The sequence below is a fragment of the Haloactinomyces albus genome (assembly GCF_031458135.1).
In the GTDB taxonomy this organism is placed as follows: Bacteria; Actinomycetota; Actinomycetes; order Mycobacteriales; family Pseudonocardiaceae; genus Haloactinomyces; species Haloactinomyces albus.
Genome location: NZ_JAVDXW010000001.1, coordinates 1748180 through 1773114 on the forward strand (window position 1 = coordinate 1748180; position 24935 = coordinate 1773114).

Below are 24935 nucleotides of genomic sequence, written 5' to 3' on the forward strand. Positions count from 1 at the left end.
ATTGACCACCCCCCACAACCGGTTGCGAGATGGATTCAGCGCTGGTCGAGCGGCGTGTACGACCGCTCCGGCTGACCGGTGTAGACCTGACGCGGCCTGCTGATCTTGCGCTGCGGATCGACCAGCATCTCCCGCCAGTGCGCGATCCAGCCCGGCAGGCGCCCCAGCGCGAACAGCACGGTGAAGTACTTCGTCGGGAATCCCATCGCCTTGTAGATCAGGCCGGTGTAGAAGTCGACATTCGGATAGAGCTTGCGCTCCACGAAGTAGTCGTCGGACAGCGCCCGCTCCTCCAGCTTCAGCGCGATGTCCAGCAGCGGGTCGTTGGATCCGAGCTTGGCGAGCACCTCGTCCGCCGTCTTCTTGACGATCCTGGCGCGCGGATCGTAGTTCTTGTAGACCCGGTGGCCGAAGCCCATCAGCTTCACCCCCGGCTCCTTGTTCTTGACCCGCTCGACGAACCTGTCCACGTCGCCGCCGTCCGCGCGAATGCCCTCCAGCATGTCCAGTACCGCGCTGTTGGCACCACCGTGCAGCGGGCCGAACAGAGCGTTGATCCCGGCCGAAATGCTGGCGAAGAGGTTGGCCTCGGAGGACCCCACCATCCGCACGGTCGACGTCGAGCAGTTCTGCTCGTGATCGGCGTGCAGGATGAACAGCAGGTCCAGCGCCCGCGTCAGCGCCGGGTCCACCTCGTAGGGCTCGGCGGGAAAACCGAAGGTCATCCGCAGGAAGTTCTCCACCAGACCAAGCGAGTTGTCCGGGTAGAGGAACGGCTGTCCCACCGACTTCTTGTAGGCATAGGCCGCGATGGTCGGCAGCTTGGCCAACAACCGGTGCGTGGACAGCTCGACCTGGTTGTCATCGAACGGGTTGAGGCTGTCCTGGTAGAAGGTGGACAACGCCGAAACCGCCGAGGACAGCACCGGCATCGGGTGGGCATCCCGAGGAAACCCGTCGAAGAACTGCTTGAGGTCTTCGTGCAGCAGCGTGTGTCGCTGGATGCGCTGTGCGAACTCCTCGTATTGCTGCTTGCTCGGCAGCTCACCGTAAATCAGCAGGTAGCTGACCTCGACGAAGTTCGACTTGTCCGCGAGTTCCTCGATGGGATAACCCCGGTAGCGCAGGATACCGGCGTCACCGTCGATGTAGGTGATCTCGGAGTTGCAAGCCGCCGTGTTGACGAAGCCCGGATCGAGCGTCACCAAACCGGTTCTGGCCATCAGCTTATCGAGATCCACGCCGGGTGCACCCTCGGTGGACGGCATCACGTTCATCTCGTGCTCGCCGGCGTCGTAGCGCAGCGCGACTTTACGTTTGGTGGTCGCGTCGTCGGGCATTCGGAACCTCTCGCGCTCAGTCGGGGGTGGCACTGATGTGCGCAGCCGGCAGGCCGGTGCGCCGCAGCCCGGACTGCTCTCTCACGTGGAGCGCGCCCGGCGACACGCACGCCGGTCGGTCTTGGTGAACTACCGCAGTACCACCCCGTTGGAGTCCTGTCAGTTGTCACGCTAGACCGCAGTAGGCCTCTCGCGCAGCAACCGTTTCTGCTGAACCGCGCAGGTGGGACCACGATCACATCATTTCGGCCCTCCGCACCGGCTCAACGCGCCGGTTTCGAGCCGCGGAGTTCGCCGCGGGGCGGCGTCTCGGAGACCCATCCGGCCACGCCCCTCACCCGAGGGGGTCGGGGCGGTCGATCTCGGTGGAGTACGGCGGTTCCGCACCGGAACGCGAGACCGTCACTGCCGCCGCCGACGCGGCGAACCCCAGGGCACGCTGCCACTGCTGCCGGTCGAGTGCGCGCATGGCCGCCGCCGACAGGGCGTCGTGGCGGTACAGCCAGGTCAGCAGGGCCGCTTGGACCGTGTCCCCTGCTCCGATCGTGTCCGCGACCGACGCGGCGATTCCCGGCACCTCGATGGTCCGCCCCTCGTCGGTCAGCACCATCAGCCCATCGGCTCCCCTGGTCAGCACCACGGCCGCCGGTCCGCGGCGCTGCCATTGCCGGAGCACGTCGACCAGATCGGCTGCCTCCGCTGCCGCCGATTGCTCTCCCGCCAGCCAGGCGGCGTCTTCGACCGAGAGCTTGAGCAGGTCGATACCCGGCAGCCAGGAGAGGAAGCGCTTGCGGTAGGCCTCGGTGTCCTCGATCAGCTCGGAGCGGATGTTCGGATCGAGCGCGACGAACGTGCCGCGCCGGGCCTGGCGGAGCAGAATGCTCTCGTACACGGTGGCGCCGGGCTCCAGGACCATGGACAGCGTGCCGAAGGAGACCGCTGCGGTCTCCTCGGGAAGTGGTCCCGGATCCGTCACGAAGCGGCTCGCGGTCGCGGCGGCGTAGAAGCTGTAGCGGGCCGATCCCTCGGCATCGAGCACCACCGCGGCCAATGTCGTCGGCTCCGCACCACGCTGCACCGCACCGGTGTCCACGCCGGCCGCGCTCAACCGATCGAGCAGCTTGTCACCGAACCGGTCGGTGGATAACCGGCTCAGGAAGGTCGCGGGAACACCGAGTCTGCCCAACGCGATCGCCACGTTGTAGGGGCCACCGCCCAGCCTCGGATGCAACGGCCCGAGTTCACCGCGCGGGGTGGATGGATCCGGAGTGAGGTCGACCAGCGCCTCGCCACAGACGACGATCATGTTCTCTCCGTGCCGTCGGGGGCGCCTGCGTCGCCGCCCGGCGACCGGTCCGAACGGGTGCTCAGCCCTCCGAGGAGGAACTGCGACAGCGCAGCGAATGCCTCGGAGTCGGACAGCCCGGTGCGCTCACCGATCTCGCCCCGCTGGATCGCGGTGATGGTCAGGCCGACCATCTCGCCGACCAGCGCCGCATCCACCTCACGGAACACCCCGTCGCGCACACCCGCCTTGACCGCGGAACGGATCTGCTCGGCAGCGGCCCTGGCGTTGGCCTCGTACGTGGCCCGTGTCGCGGGATTGGCCGCCATGTCCTCGATGAACCGTCGTGAAGCGGGCAGCAGTGCCTCGGAGGCAGCCTCCAGATAGGCACGCATCCACGAACGCACATCCGACACTCCGGCGACGCGCCGCTCGACGCTCGCGGTCGCACCCTTGAAGTAGTGGCCGACGACCCGGACCGAGAGTTGCTCCTTGCTCCCGGCCAGCGTGTACAGCGTCGACTTCGAGCACCGCAGCCGCGCGGCCAGGTCGTCGAGCGTGAAGTGGGCGAAGCCCTCCGCGAGGAACAGGTCGCACAACCGGTCCAGCAGATCCGCTCGACGCGCGTGCACCGCAGGACTGGCCGGGGCCGCCCGACGGTGCAGCTCACCGGCGCCTGCCACCGGATCGGACATGGTCATGGTTCGAGACTGCCACAGCCCGGTGATTCGTCCGGCACACGGGATCCGGACCCGTCCGGTATCGGTGTTGCCTCGGCGCGCCTGACAGTACTATAAACAGTCCTACAGTACTGAAAAGAGTACTGTTTCCGATCGTCGTCTCTCCACACGGCGTCCTCAACACAGCCACAGGAGTGCACCGCCATGCCCGCTCAGCGCATGCTCGCCACCACCGAGGCAACCGATCTGCTCGCTCTGACCAGGGAAATCGCACGCGACGAGATCGCACCGGCGGCTGCCGAGCACGAGGCCGCCGAGCATTTCCCCCGGGATACCTTCCGGCTGCTCGGCAAGTCCGGCCTGCTCGGGCTGCCCTACCCCGAGGAACACGGTGGCGGTGCCCAGCCCTACGAGGTCTACCTGCAGGTCCTCGAAGAACTCGGCAGCGCGTCGATGACCGTCGGTGTCGGGCTGTCGGTGCACACCATGGCGTGCTTCCCACTGGCCCACTTCGGCACGGACGAGCAGCGAGCCCGCTGGCTGCCGGACATGCTCGGCGGGGACGCTCTCGGCGCCTACGCGCTGTCCGAAGCACACGCGGGTTCCGATGCGGCGGCACTGCGCACGCGGGCCGAACCTGCCGGTACCGGATACTCCGTCACCGGGACGAAGTGCTGGACCACCCACGGCGGTGTTGCGGACTTCTACACGCTGATGGCGCGTACCTCCGACGACGCCGTCAGCTGCCTGCTCGTCGACGGCGCCACCGAAGGACTCTCCGCCGGGGCGCCGGAACGCAAGATGGGACTGACGGGATCACCGACCACCGAACTGCACTTCGAGGATGCGCCGGTTGCGGGTGACCGCCTCATCGGCGCCGAAGGCGACGGCCTCAGGATCGCACTGACCGCGCTGGATTCCGGCAGGCTCGGCATCGCCGCCTGCGCGGTCGGACTCGCACAGGCCGCACTCGACCTCGCCGTCGACTACGCCAAGCAGCGCAGTCAGTTCGGGCAGCCGATCATCGAGTTCCAGGGTATGGAGTTCCTGCTGGCCGACATGGCCGCCGCCGTGCACTCGGCGCGTGCGACGTACCTCGACGCCGCACGACGGCGGGATGCCGGGATGTCGTTCCGGCAGGAGGCCTCGATCGCCAAGCTCGTCGCCACCGATGCGGCGATGAAGGTGACCACCGATGCCGTGCAGGTACTCGGCGGTGCCGGTTACACCCGTGAATTCCCGGCCGAGCGCTACATGCGGGAGGCCAAGGTGCTGCAGATCTTCGAGGGCACCAACCAGATCCAGCGGATGCTCATCGGGCGCCACCTCGCCAAGTCGTGACCGTGGGAGCAGTTTTCCCAGAACCGAAAGCATCCACCTCGCGGAGTCCCGACCCGGTCTCCGGGAAAACCGCCACGCCCCGCGCGCTCAGCCCACCGGGCGCAAACCCCACCGAGCGGTCCACCCCTCACCGGGAGGCAGGGTGATCAGGCCGGTGCCGGAGTTGAGCGCATCCGGCGGGCAGGTCATCGGCTCGATCGCGACTGCCCGCCCCCGGCCGGGAAACTCCGATGCCGTGAACACCTGCACCCAGCCGAACACCGGGTCCGCCCACACCTCGACGCCGTGCCCGGACGAGTCGGTGACCGAGTGGCGCACGAGCTGCTCCGGATCGTCCGGCCGCGGACTCGCCCCACCGAAGGCGGTATCCAGAACGACGCCACCGAGCCGCCGACCGCTGCGTAGGTCCAGTTCATCGCCCTCCAGCGCACGCGACGGCCGGGCGGGCAACAGCCGCTCGGAATCCACCGGGAGCACGCTGGATGCGGCGAGCCGCACGGTGCAATCGTCGGTCTCGGCGTTGCCCGCCCTCGGATACGGGTGCACCCCCACTCCGAACGGAACCGCGCGAGAGCCGAGGTTCTCGACGGTGTGCGTAACGGTCAATCCGTCCGCATCCAGCGAATAACCGATCGACGTCAGCAGCGGCACCGGCCATCCCGGCTGCACGGGCACCATCGCGTGCAGGACGACGATGCCCTCGGCGTGCTCGGTCACCGTCCACGGAACGTGACGCAACAGCCCGTGAATGGCGTTGTGCTTGTCCGGCTCGGTGAGCGCGAGCTGCTGTGGGTCTCCCTCCAGGATCCATCGGCCGTCGGCCACCCGGTTGGGCCACGGAATCAGCACCGCACCGGCACCGCCGGGAGGCCGCTCGTCGGCATCATAGGTCTCCGAGTAGGGCACGCCGTCGACCTCGAACGCGCGCAGGGCCGCGCCGACCTCGGTGACCACGGCTCGCGCGGTGCCGTACGTGATCTCGAACTGTCTGCCGGTGGCAGGGATGGGCTCGTCCACAGCCACACCCTAAGCCGAGGACGGCGCTGCTTGCTCAGGCTCTCCGCGCCCCGAGAGGAACGCGGTCAGGGAGCCAGACGTTCGATGGTCCAGAGATCGTTCTCGCGCCGGAAACGCAACCGATCGTGCAGGCGGTCCGGACGCCCCTGCCAGAACTCGACGGATTCCGGCAGGATCCGCCACCCACCCCAATGCGGCGGGACCGGCACCTGCTCGGCGTCGGAGAAGCGGCGCTCGATGCCGTTGAGCGACGACTCCAGGGCGGAGCGGCCCGGAACGACTCGTGACTGCGGTGATGCCCACGCACCGAGCTGAGATCCGCGGGGACGCGCCGTCCAGTACTCCGTGGTCTCCTCGGCCGTGAGCTTCTCGACCGTGCCGCGCACATTGACCTGACGTTGCAGGGCAAGCCACGGGAACGTCGCCGCCGCGACCCCGGTGGAGGCGAGGTCATGGCTCTTGGCGGAGGTGTAGTTGGTGAAAAACACCAGCCCACGCTGATCGAACCCCTTGCACAGCACGGTGCGGGAAGACGGCATCCCGTCGGCATCGGCCGTGGCCAGCACCATCGCGTTGGGTTCGCTCATCTCGGCCTGCACGGCCGCGTCGAACCACTCCCGGAGTTGCTCATGCCAGGTCCCGGCGAGTACCGCTTCCTCCAGCGGGCCCGCATCGTGCGAAACTCGCATGCTCGACAACGTGGCGTTTGCCTCCGACATCCGTGGTTCCTCCCTCTCTCGGTCGCGCGGCCAGACTCGGCGGGGTTGCGGTGCTGCTGGACTGCTCGGGCGACTGTGACGCCGGAGACTACGGACTCGCACGGCGGGCGCAACATCATGCAAGCATCCGGGCACCGCGCCGAAGCGAGCCACTGGCGACGACGGTAAACGGCAGTCGAAGATCTGCTGAATCACCGGGTTGGCCACAATCGATTCCGTCATCGATACAGTGACATTAATCACGACCTTGCTGTGCCCATCGAGCCTTCGTCGAGTTCCGTTCGGTTCCGCAACACGGTCCTGTGACTTTGCTCATCAGCGGCCTACGGCATTGCTTCCGGCAGCCGTTCGGGTGCAGTGTTGGGCACACAGCAACGGCCGCGGCCACTGGCCGTGCCCTGCCACCCCGCCACGTCCCGCCGCATGCCCGGACATCCCCGGATATGCGGGTCCCACCAGCAGCGAGGAGACGAGGCGACGATGCCGAACCCAGTTGAGGAAAAGACCGGGCAAACCACCGCAGGGCAAGACGCGCCGCGGTCGGCCGACTCGGGACAGGACCACTCCCGGCCGGAGCAATCCGAACAATCCGCTTTCCGCCCCGGCCTGGAAGGCGTGGTGGCCTTCGAAACCGAAATCGCCGAACCCGACCGCGACGGAGGCGCGCTGCGGTACCGCGGCGTCGATATCGAGGACCTGGCGGGCAAGGTGTCCTTCGGCGATGTGTGGGCCCTGCTCGTCGACGGACGTTTCGGCAACGGCCTGCGGCCCGCCGGAGACGCGCAATTGCCGATTGGCACCGGTGATGTGCGCGTCGACGTACAGTCCGCCCTGGCCATGCTGGCCCCGGAACACGGCTTCGAACCGCTGCTCGACATCGGTGACGAGCAGGTACGCGACCAGCTCGCCCGCACGTCCGAACTCGGCTTGTCCTACGTGGCACAGTCCGCTCGCGGAGATCGACCCGCCGTGGCACAGCAGGACATCGACCGGTGCTCGACCGTGACCGAACGATTCCTGACGCGCTGGCGCGGCGAGGCCGACCCCGCCCACGTCAAGGCGCTGGACGCCTATTGGGTCTCGGCGGCCGAACACGGCCTGAATGCCTCGACGTTCACCGCACGCGTGATCGCCTCGACCGGCGCCGATGTCGCAGCGGCCCTCTCCGGTGCCATCGGAGCGATGTCCGGACCACTGCACGGCGGTGCTCCCGCTCGCGTGCTGCCGATGGTCGAGGAAGTCGAACGCACCGGCGACGCCCGCAAGGTGGTCGAGTCCGTTCTCGACCGCGGCGACCGGCTCATGGGCTTCGGTCACCGGGTCTACCGCGCCGAGGACCCACGAGCACGCGTGCTGCGCAACACCTGCAAACAACTGGGCGCACCGCGTTTCGAGGTGGCCTCCGAGCTGGAACAGGCCGCACTGTCGGTGCTGGCCGAACGCCGCCCCGACCGGCCGATCGCCACCAACGTCGAGTTCTGGGCGGCCCTGATCCTCGACTTCGCCCAGGTACCCACGCACATGATGCCCGCGATGTTCACCTGCGCCCGTACGGCGGGGTGGTGTGCGCACATCCTGGAGCAGAAACGCACCGGCAGACTGGTGCGTCCCTCGGCGCGCTACGTCGGGCCGGGACCGCGTCCGCCGCAGGAGCTCGAGGGATGGTCGTCGATCGTTCCGCTGGATGCCGCCGTGGGCTGACCCGTCGAGGCGCATGCCGCCTCGGCAGTCGCGGGGGTGAACCCGCCGGGAACTCTTCCGGGGGGCGTGGTCGACGTGTATGGACGTGCACCACGTCGAACCGTTGGCTCTGTCCAGTGCCCTGTCCGGTTGGAAGTTCGCCCACGGGTGGGATCTGGCTGATCCTGCTGGTGGCGCTCGCCCACGGCACGGGCTGATGCGGGTGCGGCGGCGCGCGCCGCATCAGCCCCGGCCCGTGCATCGCACCGCGCTCTTCGCCGCCGGGCTGCTGAGCCGGGTGCCGGCGATCTTCGGAAACTGGCTGGAGTCGGCGCGGCGCAGCGCGCCGACGGCGACCTCCGAGGCCGAGGGCACGAACGCGGGAGCCATGGCAAGCATCGATGACGTCGACGAGGACGAGCGCGCGCACCAGACCTACAACGCGATGTCGGCCCGCCTGGCAGGCCCCGAAGAGGGCAACCCGCCATGACCCATCCCGAGCTCCACAGGCCGGGTGTGGTGCTGTTCGGCACGGCCGCATCGGCCTTGCCGTGATGGCCGCGGGCATGGCCCACATGCTGGTGGCGCTGTAAGCGCAAGTCACCCTGCTCGCCGGTGCCTCCCGGCACCGAATCGACAAGGGTTTATCCTGCGCATCGACCGGTTCGGGGAGCCGACCGGCCGGCATATCCGCATCGAACCGAGGTCGATTCATGCCCGATTCCGTACCGACCACCGACTCCGCGGGGCCGCGGGATCCGCAGGCGCCGCGCACCCGTTCCGGAGCCGCCATACCCGGCCGGTCGGCCGTCCTGGCTTGGGCAGTGGCCGGGGCGATCGGCGCGGTGGTACTGATCACCGTCCTGATACTCACGGCCGGAAGCGCAGTCTATTCGGTCCTGGGGTATGCCGATCCCGGCGCGGTGACGAAGCTGGGCGTCAACATCCTTCGCTGGGTGGTCGACGTGGCCGGTGCCGCGTGTGTGGGTTCACTGGTCTTCTCCGCCTTCTTCACCACCCCCCAGCAGTCCGGCATCGTCTCCGCCGATGGCTATGCGGCCCTGCGCTTCGGTGGGGGCGCGGCCTGGGCGTGGTTCGGTGGAGCGCTGCTCATGACCCTGTTCGACGCCGCCGACTCCGCGGGTCAACCGGTTTCCGAGGTCGCCGACTCCGAGGCCTTGCTCGGTCTGCTCGGCGCGCTCGACGCGCCCAAGGCGTGGCTGTTGTCCGCACTGTGTTCCCTGATCGTGGCCGTGTCCTGTCAGGTGGTGCTCCGCTGGCGAACGAGCATGGTGCTGGCGGGGGTGGCGGCCGTGGGACTGCTGCCTCCGGTGTTCGTGAGCAACTCGGCCTCCAATGCCGGGCACGATTTCGCCACCAACAGCCTCGTGTTCCACATCCTCGCCGCTTCCCTGTGGCTGGGCGTGCTGATCGCGATGGCTGCCCACGTACGCCGCAGGGGTGCCCACCTCGCCTCCGTCACCACACGGTATCGGCGGTTCGCTCTGGGCTGCTGGCTCGTGCTGGCCGTATCGGGCACGATCGATGCGCTGGTGCTGATGACGCCGACCCGGTTACTCGGCACCGGCTACGGGAGTTTGGTGCTGCTCAAGGCAGTCTGCTTGCTGCTCCTCGGCGCGATAAGCGTCCTCGCGCGCAGGCGGGTCTCCGGCGTGGCCCGTTCCGGCGACTCGCGTCGCGCCCTGTTGCACCTGGTCGGCCTCGATACCGCGATCATGCTGGTCACCATCGGTGTGTCGATGGGAATGGCGCATACTCCACCGCCGAACCTGCTCACCCGCGATGTGACCGCCACCGAAGTGATCTTCGGTTACAGCCTGCCGGACCCGCCCACACTGCTGCGGTTCGTGACCATGTGGCGCCTCGACCTGATCCTGGGCACGGCCGCGCTCGTCCTCGCCGCCGGATACCTGCTCGGTGTGCGCAGGCTGCGCTCGCGCGGCGAGCACTGGCCGGGGGGACGTGTCGTGGCATGGCTGAGCGGATGCGCGGCGATCCTGGTGGGGACCTCCTCCGGCCTGGGGATGTACGCACCGGCGGTGTTCAGCGTGCACATGATCACGCACGTGCTGCTGAACATGCTCGCCCCCGCACTGCTCGTGCTCGGTGGGCCGGTGACTCTCGCCCTGCGTGCCCTGCCCTCCGCCGCTTCCGGGCAGCTGTACGGTCCCCGCGAATGGGTACTCGCGATCACGCGGTCTCCCCTGGTGCGCGTGCTCACCCACCCGGCGCTCGCCGCGGTGCTGCTGATCGGTTCCCTCTACGGGCTGTACCTGACCGGGCTCTTCGAGGCCGCGATGGAGGAGCACTGGGCGCATCAGATCCTGTACGTGTATTTCCTGGTGACCGGGTACCTGTACTACTGGGCGGTTGTCGGGGTGGATGCCACACCACGACAGCTGCCGCACCTGCCTCGGCTCGGGATCGTGCTCGGCGCCATGCCGTTCCAGGTCTTCTTCGGCGTGATCGTCATGAGCATGCCCACGGTGATCGCGGGCAACTACTACCGCACCCTGGACCTGCCGTGGGCATCGGAACTGCTCGCCGATCAGCGACTCGGCGGAGTGATCGGCTGGCTCGCGGGCGAAGTACCACTGATGCTGGCCCTGGCCGTCCTGCTGTGGCAGTGGCATCGCGATCAGCAGGACGGGGACGGCAGCGGCGCCGAGGGCTCCGACGAGGACGCCGCCCACACCGCGATGCTGGCCAAGCTGGCCGAGTCGCGACGGTCCTGACCTCACACCGCCCGCCACGGGAAACCACCCCGGTTCCGCCACCACCCGTTGCGTGTGGGGATGGAGAATTGCAGTTTCGCGCGAAACTGCAATTTTTCGGTCACGCCGAGGCCGTCCCAGGAGAGGCCGACGTGGCCCCGGAGGGGAAGCGGCGCAGGCGCAGGCTGTTCGACACGACGAAGCCGGAGGACAACGCCATGGCCCCGCCTGCGATCAGGGGATTCAGCAGCCCCAGCATCGCCAGTGGAATCGCGGCGACGTTGTAGCCGAAGGCCCACACGAGGTTACCGCGAATGGTGCGCAGCGTGCCGCGGGCGAGCTTGATCGCATCCGGGGCCGCGGTCAGGTCCTCGCGCACCAGGATCAGGTCGGCGGCCTTGATCGCCACGTCGGTACCGGCCACCACCGCCAGCCCGAGATCGGCGGTGGCCAGTGCCGGGGCGTCATTGACGCCATCGCCCACGACCGCCACCGCGCGTCCCTCGGACTGCAGCCCACGTACGACGTCGACCTTCTCCCCGGGAAGCACTTCCGCGATCGTCTCCTCGATGCCGACCTCGCCTGCCACGGCACTGGCGGTAGCCGCATTGTCCCCGGTCAGCAGCACAGTGCGGAGGCCGAGCCGATGCAGTTCACGTACGGCCCGCTCCGCGGAGGGCTTGACCAGATCCGCCAGGGCCAGCACGGCGAGCACCCGACCATCGCACCCGATGACCACGGTCGTCCTCCCCTGCTGCTCCCACTGTTCGCGCTGTCGATCGAGCTCCGGAGGAATCCCCAGACCGCGCTCGGTGAACAGCTTCGCGCGGCCCGCCAGCACCTCGTGCGCGTCCACGACGCCGGCTGCCCCGAGCCCCGGCTCGTTGGTGAACCGCTCGACCTGCGGCAGCTCACCCAGCTCCGTGCGTGCTGCCGAACCGATCGCCGCGGCGACCGCGTGTTCCGAGGCCTCCTCCAGCGCACCGGCCAAGCGCAGCACCTCGGCGCGATCGACGTCGTCGGCGCAGGAGACGTCCACCAGCGACATCCGGCCGGAGGTGACCGTGCCGGTCTTGTCGAACACGACCGTGTCGATGGCGCGCGTGGATTCCAGGGCCTGATACCCCTTGAGGAAGATCCCGAGTTGCGCCCCCCGCCCGGACGCCGCCATCAATGCGGTCGGAGTCGCCAGTCCCAGCGCGCACGGACAGGCGATGATCAGTACGGACAGGGCCGCCGTGAACGACCGCTCGACCGAACCGTCGACGAGCAGCCATCCGCTGAAGGTGAGCAGCGCGAGCACCAGCACGGTGGGCACGAAGTACGCCGAGATGCGGTCGGCCATACGTTGCACGGCAGCCTTGCCCGTCTGCGCCTCTTCGACCAGGCGCACCATCGCGGCGAGCTGGGTGTCTCGCCCCACCCTGGTGGCTTCGACCACGAGCCGTCCGTTCGAGACCACCGTTCCCCCGGTGACCTCGTCGCCCGCAGCGACCTCGAGCGGAACCGACTCGCCCGTCATCGAACTGCAGTCGATCGCGGCCTGCCCCTCGACGACACGGCCGTCGGTCGCGATCGTGCCACCGGGCCGGGTGAGGAAACGCTGACCGACCTGCAGATGCTCGATCGCGATATCGCGCTGTGAACCGTCCTCGAGCAGCACGGTGGCACTTTTGGCACTGAGCTCGGCGAGCGCACGGAGCGCACCCCCGGCCTTGCGCTGTGCCCTGGCTTCGAAGTACCTGCCCGCCAGGACGAAGGTCGTGACCCCGGCGGCCACCTCCAGATACGCCACGCCTTTCGAGTTCAGCAGCAGCCACAGGCCGGAGGCGTCGGAGGTGACGTCGGCACTGGTGAACATCGCGTACAGCGACCAGACACCGGCGGCGGTGATACCGATCGAGACCAGCGTATCCATCGAGGACGAGCCGTGCCGCGCGTTGACGAACGCTGCCCGGTGGAAGGGCCAGGCCGACCATCCCGCGACCGGCAGTGCGAGAGCCACGAGCAACCATTGCCAGCCCGGGAAGCGCGCCGCGGGCATGACCGTGAACAGGATGGCCAGGTCCGCCAGCGGAACGAACAGCAGCACGGAGACCACGAGTCTGCGCCACAGGTCGCGCGTACGGTCCTCGGAATGCGCTGCGGGCTCGTCCGCAGCGGCCGGGCGAATCACCTCGGCGCTGTAGCCCGCCTTCTGCACGGTTTCCGTGAGCACGTCGTCGTCGGCCGGTGCGGGCACTGTCACGCTCGCACGCGCGGTCGCATAGTTGACACTGGCCCGCACACCGTCGAGCTTGTTCAGCTTGCGTTCGACGCGGACCGCACAGGCAGCACAGGTCATACCACTCACAGCCAGCTCCACATCACGCTCGGTGGCTGTCTCTTCGGTGAGCGACGGAGTCGCCGACATGGTCACCTGCACCTTTCCGTAACGGTCGAACCACAGCGGGATCGGACAAGAACCGCAGCGGGCTCACGGTACCGAGCCCCGCGGACAGGGTCTCGGTCGTCGTCGCGGGAGTCCACACGGTGCGGGTCGTCCGAACGGCCTCCCCGGTTCCCGGCGCCGCTGCGAGTTCCTCTCGGGAGCGAAGGTATTGTGCCCTGCGGTGGAGATACGGCCGAGGGGTTGCCCGCGTGGGTCCCGCGCGTGTTTCGGGGCCGCCGTGATGTCCCGGGAGCGAGGAGGACGCACCGGTACCCGCTGCCCGGAGCCTGGTGGATGACGGTGGACGACCAGCAACTGACACGGTATGCGATCGCGGCGAGGCAGGGCGACCGTGCGGCCGCCGCCGCCTTTGTCCGGGGTACGCAGCGGCAGGTTTGGCAGCTGCTGCGATACCTGACCGACCCTCGCCATGCCGAGGACCTCACCCAGGACTGCTACGTGCGGGCTTTCTCCTCGCTGCCCTCGTTTCGGGGCGATTCCTCCGCACGCAGCTGGCTCCTGGCGATCGCACGCCGCGTCGCCGCCGATCACCTGCGCAGGCGGCGCAGGCGTCCGCAGCAGGCCGATTGTGCGGACTGGCAGGCAGCCGCCGAGCACGCCCAGCCGTCCGAACCACCGGACATGGTCGAGGGTTACGCGCTCCGCACCGCCCTCGGCGCTCTCGATCCGGACCGGCGGGAGGCATTCGTACTCACCCAGGTGCTGGGGCTCAGCTACGAGGAAACCGCCCGGGTCTGCGGCTGCAGAACCGGCACGGTGCGCTCCCGGGTGTCCAGGGCCCGCTCCGACCTCGCCGAACGCCTGCGCAGTGCGGACCCACCCGCTCGTGCCGTTGACGGGGACGGGTAGCTGCCGAACCGTGGCCGGTGCCCCTCGTCACGATCGTGGGTTGCTCCTTTCCTGCAGAAGCTTAGGGTGAGCAGGGACGGGAGTTCTTCGGCAAGCACCGAGGAGGGCCTTAAGTCCTGTTCCGACCGCCGATGGTGGCCAACAGGCCGTCCCGGACAGTAGGTTGCCCGTGGCCGGTTCGCGGCAACCGCGGTCGACGAGTCTTCCCGACCGTTGCCGCGGCACGGCCCGTGCTTGAGCCGGCAACGGCGCCGGTCATCTGGCCACTCTCCCGAGAGCGTTTGCAAGCACAGCCTGTGCGCAGTACAGGTTGGTTCCAACACAACAACGACCGGAGGCGCCGGCATGACGCAGGCCGAAACCACCACCGACCCGACGACCTTGCAGTTGCCCACCGACCTCGTTCCCTCGGACGGTCGGTTCGGCTGCGGTCCGTCCAAGGTCCGTACCGAGCAGCTCGCGCGACTCGCCGACGAGGGCGCCGGGCTGATGGGAACCTCGCACCGCCAGAAACCGGTGAAGTCCCTCGTCGGGCGCGTGCGGGAAGGTCTCCGCCAGCTGTTCTCCCTGCCCGAGGACTATGAGGTCGTCCTCGGCGTCGGCGGCACCACCGCCTTCTGGGACGCGGCGACATTCGGGCTCGTTCGCGAGCGCGCGCTGCATCTGACCTACGGCGAGTTCACGCAGAAGTTCGCCAAAGCCACCCAGGACGCCCCCTTCCTCAAGGACTCCATGGTGGTCTCGGCCGAACCCGGCAGCGCGCCGGAGCCGGTCTCGGACCCGAGCGTGGACCTGATCGCCTGGGCCCACAACGAGACCTCGACCGGTGTGATGCTGCCACCGGCGCGGCCCGCCGGTTCCGAGAACGCGCTGATCGCCGTGGACGCCACATCGGGTGCGGGCGGGCTCCCGTTCAACCCGGCCGATGTCGATGTGTACTACTTCGCACCGCAGAAGAGCTTCGCCTCCGACGGCGGCCTCTGGATCGCCGCGATGAGCCCGGCCGCGATCGAGCGGATCGGTGAAATCGGCGCCTCCGACCGCTGGGTACCGGAGTTTCTGTCGCTGACCACGGCACTGGACAACTCGCGGAAGGACCAGACCTACAACACCCCGGCGTTGGCCACGCTGTTCCTGCTGGCCGACCAGATCGAGTGGATGCTCGGCCAGGGCGGCCTGGACTGGTGCGTGCAGCGCACGGCCGAGTCCTCGGGCAGGCTGTACTCCTGGGCGGAGGCCGCGGACTACGCGACCCCGTTCGTCACCGACCCGGCCAAGCGTTCCCAGGTGGTCGGCACGATCGATTTCACCGATTCGATCGACGCCGCGGCGGTGGCCCAGGCACTGCGCGCAAACGGGATCGTGGACACCGAGCCCTACCGCAAGCTCGGCCGCAACCAGCTGCGGATCGGGACATTCCCGGCCATCGAGCCCGATGACGTCACCGCACTGACCCGCTCCATCGACTGGGTCATCAACAAGCTGGGCTGAGCGCGCACGTCCTCCACCCACAGCCACAACTGATCACCGCGTGTCACCGGTGCAAAAAATGAGTGCTCTTACTGATTCGCACCATCCCCGTTCTTGGGGCAAGATCGTGACACGCAGACACGTGGCGGTCCCGGCGTGCCTGCCCCGTCAAGGCGGCACGCCGGGTTACCGTTACGGCTGGTGACATGCAGTAGCGGGAGGCGCCCAATTCCTGGCCGAGATGGGAAGGCTCCTGGCCGAGATGGGGAGGCTGCGTATGCGAGCGCTACGGGTGGTCGGGCTCGACGAGGACGGCGAGACCGTCATCTGTGAGGACCCCGACAACGGCGAACGCTTTTCCGTGACCGCGGACGAACGTCTGCGGGCTGCTGCCCGAGGCGATCTGACCCGGCTCGGCCAGGCACAGATCGAGATGGAAGCCCAGATGCGGCCCCGTGAGATCCAGGCCCGCATCCGTGGTGGCGCTTCCGTCGAGCAGGTCGCGGCAGCCTCCGGCCTTCCGGAGCAGCGCGTCGAGCGCTACGCCTACCCCGTGCTGCTGGAGCGTGCCCAAACCGCCGAGAAGGCCCAGCGGGCACATCCGGTTCGCGAGGACGGGCCGGACGTGCAGACACTCGGTGAGGTCGTCGCGCACACCTTCGGGATGCGCGGGCACGACTACACGGAGACGACGTGGGACTCGTGGCGCGGGGAGGACGGCAAGTGGGTCGTCCAACTGTGCTGGCAGGCGGGCAAGTCCGAGAACACCGCCTACTGGGCGTTTCACCCGGGTGCGCACGGAGGGACGGTCGCCGCGCTGGACGAACACGCCGTCGACCTCCTCGATCCCTCCCCCAATCGCCCGCTGCGCACCGTGCGTCCGGTGACCGAACTGGCGCGGGAAGCACTCGAACTCGACCAGAGCGGTGCGGAGGAGAGCGCGGCGGACGACCTCGGCATCGGCCGGACCTCGAGTCCCGTTGCGGAGCAGGCATCACCCCGGCCGGAGCGGGACGCCGCACTCCCCCCTGCTTCCCAGTTCGGTACCCAGCCCGGCCCGCAGGTCGGTCCCCAGGTCGGCGCGGAGGCAACACCACCACCGGCACGGCCGACACCGCAGGTACCGCCTGTCGCTAGTGGCCTGCACCTCGATGCCCCACCCGGCAGCGGTCAGCCCGGTGGAGCAATGCCCGGTGGAGCAGCACCCGGTGGAGCAATGCCCGGTGGAACAGCGCCCGGTGGAACAGCGCCCGGTGGCGCCCACCCCGCTGGATCGGCAACCGGCGAGGCCACGAACGGGAGGAGTGGGCGAACCGAGACCGGTGAGCAGGTGGACTCCCTGCCCACGGAAGCCTCCGAAGCGACGAACGCTCTCGGCGACGAATCCGCACTGGACTCCACCACGGCCGAACAGAGCCAACGCCGAGGACGCAAGAATCACCCGATCGTGCCTTCTTGGGAGGACGTGCTGCTCGGCGTTCGCTCGCACCGCTGAACAGACACGGTCTCCCAGCGGTCGGTCAATTTCGCGAGAAATTGGCCGACCGACTCGGCACGCGCTACCCCAGCAAGTCGAGCAGCAGGGCGAACCAGGCCAGGAGGATCCCTCCTGCCGTGCCCAACGCCACCCAACGCCACACCGGAACGCGCCGTCCCAGCCAGATCGAGGGAGCGAACCCTGCGGCCATCGCCGCGTTGACGATCAGCGCCAGAAGCACACTGACCTCCGCCAGCCCGGACGAGACGATGACGAGCGCGATGGTGACGAGGGCGGCGACGAGCGCACTCACGGTCAGACCGGTGGCCCACGGTGTCGGCTCGGCTTCACCCGTGGCCGGCAAGCCCTGCCCCACGGAGCGGGCATGCGGCGAAGTCCACCGTGAGGTGTCCTCCGGTCCCTCCCGGTCGAGCCGCTGCGGGACAGCCCGATGCACCTGCCCGCTGCTCGGATCCACGTACTCGACCGCGACATCGATCTCCGCCGCCAGGCGGGTCGCGAGTTGCCGCCCGCGCCGCTCCACCGCCCGTGCGGCGAAGTCGGCATCCGCCCCCTCGCGTTCGGCGACCCTGCCTGCCACATGTGCCCATTCGTGCAGCGCTTCGAGCAAGGCGCCGGACACCGGGAGATGAGCCGGGTCACGTTCGGTGTGGTCGTACGAGCGGAGCAGCACCGCGCGCCCCGACCGCGCGCGCAGTTCCAGCGTCGACTCCCGTGTACCCGTGTCCGTGGCGGCCGTACTCCTCGCCCGACTCACCGATCGACTCACCGTCCGCCTCCCACGGCCCCCTCGCCGATGGCGTGGAAGGCGATCGCTGCCGAGGTGGCGACGTTGAGTGAGTCCACCCCGTCGGCCATGGGAATGCGGACCGTCACATCCGCAGCCGCGAAGGCCTGCTCGGTCAGGCCCGGCCCTTCGGAACCCAACAGCAGCGCGACGGGCCCCTGGTGCAGCTCCGCCGCATGCAGCGGCACCGCACTCGGTTGCGGAGACAGCGCGGCGATCCGGAAACCGCCGTCACTCAACAGCTTCAGATCGGCGGGCCAGGAGTGCATGCGCGCGAACGGCACACGCAACACGTGTCCCATCGACACACGGACACTGCGCCGATACAGCGGATCCGAACACCCGGACCCGAGTAGCAATCCGTCGATGCCGAGTGCGGCGGCATTGCGGAACAGCGACCCGAGGTTCTCGTGATCACCGATGCCTTCCAGCACGGCCAGGCGCCGCGCCGTGGCGGTCAACTGCGCGGGTTCGACCTCGGGTGCGCGATCGGCGATGGCCAGCACACCCCGGTTCAGATGGAAACCGACAATCCCGGCCATCACCTCGGCGTCAACGATATAGGCGGGCACATCGAGATCGACGATCTCGTCCGCGAGTTCCTCGATGCGCCGCCGCACTCCGAGCAGAGCGCGGACCGGGTAGGGGGAGGCGAGCATGCGCCGAACCACGACGACGCCCTCCGCGATGACCAGTCCCCGGCCACCGGGACGGTCGGGGCGCCGGTCGGCGGTCGACAGATCACGGAAGTCGTCGACCCGTCGGTCCTCCACTGCGGTCACTTCGATCAGCCGCGCCACGCCGTTCATTTTTTCATTCGCCACGCGCACCCATCCGCACGCCGCCCACCTCGGCGGTGGCCAATGTCACCCGGGGTGCAACAAGATTAGTTGGCATAAATCAACGGTTGCGTTCGTTGAACGGAATCGCAGCGAAGTGTTGCCGATCCGAGGAGGAAAGCCGTGGAGGAACAGACTTCCCCGCCCGGAAGAACCGATGCGGCAGTCGGCGGCAGCAACTCCAGCTTGCGACGGAAGGTGCGTTTCGCACTGATCCTCGGTGGGCTGACTGCGTTCGGCCCCCTGTCCATGGACATGTACCTGCCCGCTCTACCGCAGCTGACCGAGGACCTGGGGGCCACGACAGCACAGGCCCAGCTCACTCTGACGTCGGTGCTGCTCGGCTTGGCCTTCGGCCAGCTCATCGCCGGACCGCTCAGCGATTCCGTCGGTCGGCGCAAGCCGCTCATGGTCGGCCTCGGGGTCTACATCACCGCCTCGGTGCTGTGCGCGCTGTCCGAGTCCGTCTACGCGCTGGCTGCCCTCCGCTTCCTGCAAGGGCTCGGTGCCGCCGCCGGCATGGTCATCGCTCGTGCCTCGGTACGCGACCTCTACTCGGGGCTGGAGGTCGCCCGGTTCTTCTCCGGATTGATGCTGGTCACCGGATTGGCACCGATCCTCGCGCCGGTCATCGGCGGGCAGATTCTGACCTACACCACATGGCGTGGGGTTTTCGTCGTACTGACCACGTTCGGCGTACTGCTGATGTCGGTGGTCGTGTTCGCGCTCCCGGAGACCAAACCGCCGGAGTGGCGCCAGCCCACCCGGCTGAAGAGCACTTTCGCCACCTTCGGTCGGTTGATCGCCGAGCCATCATTCCTCGGCAACGCACTCACCGCCGGACTCGCGATGGCCGCGATGTTCGCCTACATCTCCGGTTCATCCTTCGTCCTGCAGGACATCTACGGCATGTCCCCGCAGACCTACAGCCTCGTCTTCAGCATGAACGCGATCGGGCTGGTCGCCGCCGGACAGGTCAACGCCAGACTGGTCGGGCGGGTGGCCACGGAGTCGCAGTTGCTGCTCAGCGCTCTCACCTCGGCCTCGGTCGCCGGAGTCCTGCTGGTCAGTACCGTCCTTTTCGGGCTTCCCCTGCCGGTGCTCCTGGCGGCGCTGTTCGTGATGATCGCCAGTCTCGGCTTCGTCATGCCCAACACCACGACGCTGGTGCTGGCCAATCACCGGGAGGTATCGGGCTCGGCGTCCGCGCTTCTCGGGGTCAGCCAGTTCGTGGTCGGCGCACTCGCCGCACCGCTGGTCGGTCTGGGCGGTGTCGGCTCGGCCCTGCCCATGGTGTTGGTGATGTTCGGAGTGGTGCTCGCCGCGACCACCGTGTATGTGACGCTCGGACGCCGGGCCTCTCACTCGGCCGAGCGCGTCACCGTGGCCAGTGGCCACAGCACCGGCGGTGACAGCAGCGGCGATCACAGCACCTCGTCCGGGGCGGCCCGGAGCTCCCCCACCGAGTCGGCGCGGGAGCGTTCCGCCGAGCGCTGAGGCCGGTTGCGATTTCGTGCGCTCGGCAACAGGCCGGTATCCTGCGATGCGATCCTGCGATGCGATACAGCCGCCCCCGGAGCGGGAGAGGCGCATCCCACTTTCCCGAGGGGCGACGGTGCTGATCCGCCGGTGCTAACTTCGTTCCATGGCCCCACTCGGCAGCACGGATTTGGACGTTTTCCCGATTTGCCTCGGCGGTAACGTGTTCGGCTGGACGGCCGATCGCGCCGAGTCGTACACGGTGCTCGACGCCTATGTGGCCGCGGGGGGCAACTTCATCGACACCGCCGACTCGTACTCGGCCTTTGCCGCGGGAAATGAAGGCGGTGAATCCGAGACGGTCCTCGGCGAGTGGCTGCGTGCGCGCGGCAACCGCGACAGCATCGTCCTCGCGACCAAGGTCGGCAAGTGGGATCGGCGTCCGGGCCTGTCGCCTGCGAACATCCGGGCGGCTGCCGAGGACTCGCTGCGCCGCCTCGGCACCGACCACATCGATCTCTACTACGCCCACGAAGACGATCGATCGACGCCGCTGGAAGAGACGCTGAGCGCCTTCGACGAACTGGTACGCGCGGGCAAGGTCCGCCACATCGCGGCTTCCAACTACACCGCGCCACGCCTGGCCGAGGCGCTGGCCGTGTCCGACCGCGAGGGCCTCGCCCGGTATCGGGCACTGCAACCACATTACAATCTCGTCGAGCGCGCCGAGTACGAACGGGAGCTCGCCGGCCTCGCCGCAGCGGAGAATCTCACCGTGCTCCCGTACTACGCGCTGGCGAAGGGTTTTCTGACGGGCAAGTACCGGCCGGGAAACGATCTCTCGAACAGCCCTCGTGCCACGGGCGCCCGCTCCTACCTCGACGAGCGGGGCGTCAAGGTGCTGGCCGCTCTCGACGAGATCGCCACGCTGCGTAATGTCTCGATTCCTGCTGTCTCACTCGCATGGCTGATCGCTCAGGAGAACGTGGGTGCTCCGATCGCCAGCGCACGTACCACCGAACAGCTCACCACGATCCTGCCCGCGGCCGAGATCACGCTGACCGAGGTCGAACTGAAGCGCCTGCACATCGCCTCCGTCTGAGCAGTCCGAACAGCGAAGCACCACCGTTTTGGCCCCTGGTACGGGCGCTGCCGATGTGCCACCGTGAATTTCCTGCTGACCAGCCTTGAGGCCGCTGTGATCGGCCGGGAAAGCGGGGGAGGTACGGCACATGGGAAAGCAGCTGGCCAACCGGTCGTTCAGGCCTGCGGACCGCCAGCGGTACCGGGAGAAGATGCAGCGGGGGCTGGACGCGCTGGCCCGGATGCTCGCCGGGGGCGATTTCTCTTTCCCGCACCAGCAGATGGGCCTGGAGATGGAGCTCAGCCTCGTCAATGACGAGATGGATCCGTCGATGTCGAACAGCGTGGTGCTGGAGAAGATCAGCGACCCGTCCTTCACGACCGAACTCGGTCAGCACAACATCGAAATCAACGTACGCCCCCGCGTGCTGGCCGGTGACGGTGCTCTGGAGCTGGAAGAGGAGCTGCGTACGGCCTTGGTCGACACCGACGGCAAGGCGCATGATGCCGGCGCGAAACTCGTCATGATCGGCACACTGCCAACCCTGCGCAGCACACACTTCGACCCACGGTGGTTGTCCCGGCCGCCGCGCTACTCGATGCTCAATCAGCAGATCTGCGACGCCCGCGGCGAGGGGATTCTGCTGAACATGGAGGGGACACCGCTGAGCGAGGGCGGCCCGGAACGGTTGCGCTCGTACGCGGAGTCGATCCTGCCCACCTCGGCGTGCACCTCGGTACAGCTGCACCTGCAGGTCGCGCCGGAGGACTTCGCCGCGCATTGGAACGCCGCCCAGTGCCTGGCCGGGGTGCAATTGGCGATCGGCTCCAATTCACCATTCCTGCTGGGCAAGGCTCTCTGGCAGGAGACACGGATACCGCTGTTCCAGCAGGCCACCGACAGCCGTCCCGAAGAACTGAAGAACCAGGGGGTGCGCCCGCGGGTGTGGTTCGGAGACCGCTGGATCACGTCGATCTTCGATCTGTTCGAGGAGAACGTCCGCTACTTCCCGGCGCTGCTGCCGGAACCGGAGGAAGAGGACCCGGTGGCAGCGCTGGACGCGGGCCGGGCGCCGACCTTGGCCGAACTGCGACTGCACAACGGCACGATCTGGCGCTGGAATCGCCCGGTTTACGACCTGGTCGACGGCGTCCCACACCTGCGGGTGGAGAACCGGGTTCTCCCGGCCGGGCCGACCGTCATCGATGTGCTGGCCAACGCGGCCTTCTTCTACGGTGCCCAGCGGTCCCTGACCGAGCAGGACCGTCCGCTCTGGACTCGGATGTCGTTCACCGCGGCCGAGGAGAACTTCTACACCGGCGGACGCAATGGCATGGGGGGTCATTTGTACTGGCCCGATGTGGGGTGGGTCGCTCCGGACGAGCTGGTACTGCGCCGCCTGCTGCCGATGGCGCACGAGGGCCTGCGGAACCTCGGAGTCTCCGATGCCGCGCGGGAGCGCCACCTCGGTGTGATCGAGCAGCGCTGCCTGCACGGCCAGACCGGATCGACATGGCAGCGCGACACGGTCGCACTGCTGGAGCAGCGAATGGACCGCAGGGAGGCGCTGCGGAGCATGTTGCGCCGCTACGTCGACTTGACCGAGGTGGGCGAGCCCGTGCACACCTGGCCCGTGGAATGACAGTTTCGCGCGAAATCACAAAAATGCGGTTTCGCGCGAAACTGCAAAAATCTTCGGTGACGAGACCTTCGGGGCAGGTCACAGCGCCGTCAGGCCGTGCCGTCGTGGCCGTCAAACCATTCCGTGGCCGTCAAACCATTCCGTGGCCGTCAGGCCGTGCCGTGGAGGTCGAGGACGGGGCGCGTGGCCGCGCCGTTCGGTGGCTCTGTCGTCGCCGCTTCCGGTGCCTGCCCCACCGATTCCGGTGATGCTTCCGGCACACGCAGCCGCCCGCGCACACCGAAAACCTCGGCGAGCAGCTGCTCGTCGAGCACCTCCACGGGAGTACCCACCGCGACCACACGCCCGGCGTCGAGCACGGCCAAGCGATCACAGTACTCGGCCGCATGGCGCAGGTCGTGCAGCGTGAGCAGCACCGCCAACCCCTCCGAGGCAAGCTTGCGCAGCAGCTCCAGCACCCCGAACTGATGGCGCAGGTCGAGGTGGTTGGTGGGCTCGTCGAGCACGAGAACCTCGGGGTGCTGTGCCAGTGCCCGCGCGATCATCACCCGCTGCAGCTCTCCACCGGACAGGGTCCGCACATCCCGGTGCTGCCACTGCTGCATCTCGGTGGCAGCCAGTGCCTCCGCGACGATGTCCCGGTCCTCGGTGCGCATCGGCTCCAGCAGTCCCAGATGCGGCACTCGTCCCTGCTCGACCACCTCCCGCACCGTCAACGCGACCCGGTTTTCGGATTCCTGCGTCGTGGCCGCCAGGGTTCGTGCCATGCGCCGCCGGGGCGTCGAGGCCACCGGCAGGCCCGCCACGTCCACGGCACCGGCGGCCGGCCGGATCGACCGGTACAGGGTGCGCAGCAGGGTCGTCTTGCCACTGCCGTTCGGGCCGACCAGCCCCAGCACCTCGCCTGCGGCCACCTCCAGGTCCACATCGGACACGACACTGCGGCCTCCCAGATCGACCCGGAGGCCACGGATCGACGCTCCCGTCACAACGACCTCCTTCGGCGTCGCAGCATGAGCAGGAAAACCGGGCCTCCCACGATCGCGGTGAGCACACCGACGGGCAGCTCCGACGGTGCCACCACCAGGCGTGCCGCCAGGTCGGCCAGCACGAGAAACACCGCACCCAACAGCGCCGAGGCCATCAGCATTCGCCGGGCCTCCGAGCCGACGAGGAAAGTCGCAGCGTGCGGGACCAGCAGCCCGACGAACACAATGCCCCCCGCCACCGCCACCGAGGTACCCGCAAGCAGGGAAATACCGACCAGCGCCAGCATCCGGAAACGCCGTGCGTTCATGCCCAGCGCGGCGGCGCCGTCGTCACCGGCGTGGAGCACGTTCATCCACCGACCAGCCGCCAGGGAGACGGCCAACGCGAGTACGAGCACCGCGCCGGGAACCGCCAGCAGCCCCCATCTCGATCCGCCCAGACCACCGGCCATCCAGAACATGACCTGCTTGGCCTGCTCCCCGGTGGCGAACGTGTGGATCATCAGCGAGGTCAGCGCCCACGCGACCTGACCGACCGCGAGCCCACCGAGAATCAGCGTGGTCACCGAACCCGAACGCCCCGCGAACGCCAGGACCGCAAGCAGCGCCCCCAGCCCGCCCAGGAACGCCGCTGCGGGCAATGTCGCCATCCCCAGTGTCCCGGCGCCGACACCGAGCACGGTCAACAGCGTGACCGCCAGCCCCGCCCCACTGGACACGCCGAGCAGGTACGGGTCGGCCATCGGGTTTCCGGTGACGAGCTGGGCGACCCCGCCCGACAGTGCCAGCGCCGCGCCGACCACCACGGCGGTGACCACCCGGGGCATCCGGGACTCCCAGACGATCACCTCCCGTACCGGTGACCAGTCCGCATCCAGCCAGGGGACCACCGGCTCGGCCACGATGCGCCACACCTGGGGCAGGGGGAGCTGCACGGAACCCATCGACACGGCCAGACCACCGACGATGACCAGGGAGATCAGCAATACGGTCTGCACGACCACGGTCCGGGCCACGCCGCTCGACGGCTTGCGCGGAACGGTTACCAC

General features: G+C 68.4%; 20 protein-coding genes. 10 read left to right on the forward strand and 10 right to left on the reverse strand.

What is annotated here, in order from left to right:
* Positions 1 to 35: 35 nt before the first annotated feature.
* The 3 genes from JOF55_RS08195 to JOF55_RS08205 all read right to left on the reverse strand — a co-directional run bounded on the left by JOF55_RS08195 (position 36) and on the right by JOF55_RS08205 (position 3326).
* A complete protein-coding gene (locus JOF55_RS08195; protein WP_310272019.1) occupies positions 36 to 1340 on the reverse strand; it encodes a citrate synthase in 1305 nt (434 codons plus the stop codon).
* A gap of 334 nt (positions 1341 to 1674) precedes the next feature.
* Positions 1675 to 2646, reverse strand: coding sequence for a carbohydrate kinase family protein (locus JOF55_RS08200; protein ID WP_310272022.1), 972 nt, complete (start codon positions 2644 to 2646; stop codon positions 1675 to 1677).
* A complete protein-coding gene (locus JOF55_RS08205; RefSeq protein ID WP_310272024.1) occupies positions 2643 to 3326 on the reverse strand; it encodes a TetR/AcrR family transcriptional regulator in 684 nt (227 codons plus the stop codon). The genes JOF55_RS08200 and JOF55_RS08205 overlap by 4 nt, the downstream gene beginning before the upstream one ends.
* 183 nt (positions 3327 to 3509) lie before the next feature.
* Here JOF55_RS08205 and JOF55_RS08210 point away from each other — a divergent pair, with 183 nt between their 5' ends.
* Entirely contained in the window at positions 3510 to 4646 is a 1137-nt protein-coding gene (locus tag JOF55_RS08210; protein ID WP_310272028.1) for an acyl-CoA dehydrogenase family protein, read from the forward strand.
* An 87-nt stretch (positions 4647 to 4733) separates the two neighbouring features.
* On the opposite strand, the gene JOF55_RS08215 is transcribed toward JOF55_RS08210, so the two are convergent.
* Together JOF55_RS08215 and pdxH are read right to left on the reverse strand one after the other, a co-directional pair.
* Entirely contained in the window at positions 4734 to 5663 is a 930-nt protein-coding gene (locus tag JOF55_RS08215) for an aldose 1-epimerase family protein (protein WP_310272031.1), read from the reverse strand.
* Positions 5664 to 5728: 65 nt separating this feature from the next.
* Entirely contained in the window at positions 5729 to 6382 is a 654-nt protein-coding gene (gene pdxH, locus JOF55_RS08220; protein ID WP_310272034.1) for a pyridoxamine 5'-phosphate oxidase, read from the reverse strand.
* Positions 6383 to 6862: 480 nt separating this feature from the next.
* On the opposite strand from pdxH, the gene JOF55_RS08225 reads away from it, so the two are divergent.
* From JOF55_RS08225 to JOF55_RS08235, 3 genes are all read left to right on the forward strand, one after another.
* Entirely contained in the window at positions 6863 to 8083 is a 1221-nt protein-coding gene (locus JOF55_RS08225; RefSeq protein ID WP_310272036.1) for a citrate synthase 2, read from the forward strand.
* A gap of 79 nt (positions 8084 to 8162) precedes the next feature.
* Positions 8163 to 8552 (forward strand): hypothetical protein, encoded by a 390-nt coding sequence (locus JOF55_RS08230; RefSeq protein WP_310272039.1) that lies wholly within the window; start codon positions 8163 to 8165, stop codon positions 8550 to 8552.
* Positions 8553 to 8775: 223 nt separating this feature from the next.
* Positions 8776 to 10818: a bifunctional copper resistance protein CopD/cytochrome c oxidase assembly protein gene (locus JOF55_RS08235; protein WP_310272042.1), complete on the forward strand. Its 2043-nt coding sequence runs from the start codon at positions 8776 to 8778 to the stop codon at positions 10816 to 10818.
* A 100-nt stretch (positions 10819 to 10918) separates the two neighbouring features.
* Here the strand turns inward: JOF55_RS08235 and JOF55_RS08240 are convergent, their stop codons facing one another.
* Positions 10919 to 13210 (reverse strand): heavy metal translocating P-type ATPase, encoded by a 2292-nt coding sequence (locus JOF55_RS08240; RefSeq protein ID WP_310272045.1) that lies wholly within the window; start codon positions 13208 to 13210, stop codon positions 10919 to 10921.
* Positions 13211 to 13522: 312 nt separating this feature from the next.
* Here JOF55_RS08240 and JOF55_RS08245 point away from each other — a divergent pair, with 312 nt between their 5' ends.
* The 3 genes from JOF55_RS08245 to sepH all read left to right on the forward strand — a co-directional run bounded on the left by JOF55_RS08245 (position 13523) and on the right by sepH (position 17063).
* Positions 13523 to 14098: a sigma-70 family RNA polymerase sigma factor gene (locus tag JOF55_RS08245; RefSeq protein WP_310272048.1), complete on the forward strand. Its 576-nt coding sequence runs from the start codon at positions 13523 to 13525 to the stop codon at positions 14096 to 14098.
* A gap of 345 nt (positions 14099 to 14443) precedes the next feature.
* Positions 14444 to 15589, forward strand: coding sequence for a phosphoserine transaminase (serC, locus tag JOF55_RS08250; RefSeq protein ID WP_310272050.1), 1146 nt, complete (start codon positions 14444 to 14446; stop codon positions 15587 to 15589).
* Between the two features lie 256 nt (positions 15590 to 15845).
* Entirely contained in the window at positions 15846 to 17063 is a 1218-nt protein-coding gene (gene sepH, locus JOF55_RS08255) for a septation protein SepH (RefSeq protein ID WP_310272052.1), read from the forward strand.
* 64 nt (positions 17064 to 17127) lie between these two features.
* On the opposite strand, the gene JOF55_RS08260 is transcribed toward sepH, so the two are convergent.
* Together JOF55_RS08260 and JOF55_RS08265 are read right to left on the reverse strand one after the other, a co-directional pair.
* On the reverse strand, positions 17128 to 17835 hold the full coding sequence (locus JOF55_RS08260; RefSeq protein ID WP_310272055.1) for a DUF2537 domain-containing protein: 708 nt from the start codon (positions 17833 to 17835) through the stop codon (positions 17128 to 17130).
* Positions 17832 to 18662, reverse strand: a complete 831-nt coding sequence (locus tag JOF55_RS08265) for a TrmH family RNA methyltransferase (protein WP_374727424.1) — start codon at positions 18660 to 18662, stop codon at positions 17832 to 17834. Before JOF55_RS08265 ends, JOF55_RS08260 begins: the two co-directional genes overlap by 4 nt.
* Positions 18663 to 18815: 153 nt before the next feature.
* Between JOF55_RS08265 and JOF55_RS08270 the strand changes: the two genes are divergently transcribed.
* The 3 genes from JOF55_RS08270 to JOF55_RS08280 all read left to right on the forward strand — a co-directional run bounded on the left by JOF55_RS08270 (position 18816) and on the right by JOF55_RS08280 (position 22897).
* A complete protein-coding gene (locus tag JOF55_RS08270) occupies positions 18816 to 20189 on the forward strand; it encodes a multidrug effflux MFS transporter (protein ID WP_310272061.1) in 1374 nt (457 codons plus the stop codon).
* A 148-nt stretch (positions 20190 to 20337) separates the two neighbouring features.
* Positions 20338 to 21273 carry an aldo/keto reductase gene (locus JOF55_RS08275; protein WP_310272064.1) on the forward strand — a complete coding sequence of 312 codons (936 nt, stop codon included), beginning with the start codon at positions 20338 to 20340 and terminating at the stop codon, positions 21271 to 21273.
* A gap of 130 nt (positions 21274 to 21403) precedes the next feature.
* Entirely contained in the window at positions 21404 to 22897 is a 1494-nt protein-coding gene (locus JOF55_RS08280; protein ID WP_310272067.1) for a glutamate-cysteine ligase family protein, read from the forward strand.
* Between the two features lie 149 nt (positions 22898 to 23046).
* Here JOF55_RS08280 and JOF55_RS08285 read toward each other — a convergent pair whose 3' ends face one another.
* Together JOF55_RS08285 and JOF55_RS08290 are read right to left on the reverse strand one after the other, a co-directional pair.
* Positions 23047 to 23886 carry an ABC transporter ATP-binding protein gene (locus tag JOF55_RS08285; RefSeq protein WP_310272070.1) on the reverse strand — a complete coding sequence of 280 codons (840 nt, stop codon included), beginning with the start codon at positions 23884 to 23886 and terminating at the stop codon, positions 23047 to 23049.
* On the reverse strand, positions 23883 to 24935 hold the full coding sequence (locus tag JOF55_RS08290) for a FecCD family ABC transporter permease (RefSeq protein WP_310272072.1): 1053 nt from the start codon (positions 24933 to 24935) through the stop codon (positions 23883 to 23885). The genes JOF55_RS08285 and JOF55_RS08290 overlap by 4 nt, the downstream gene beginning before the upstream one ends.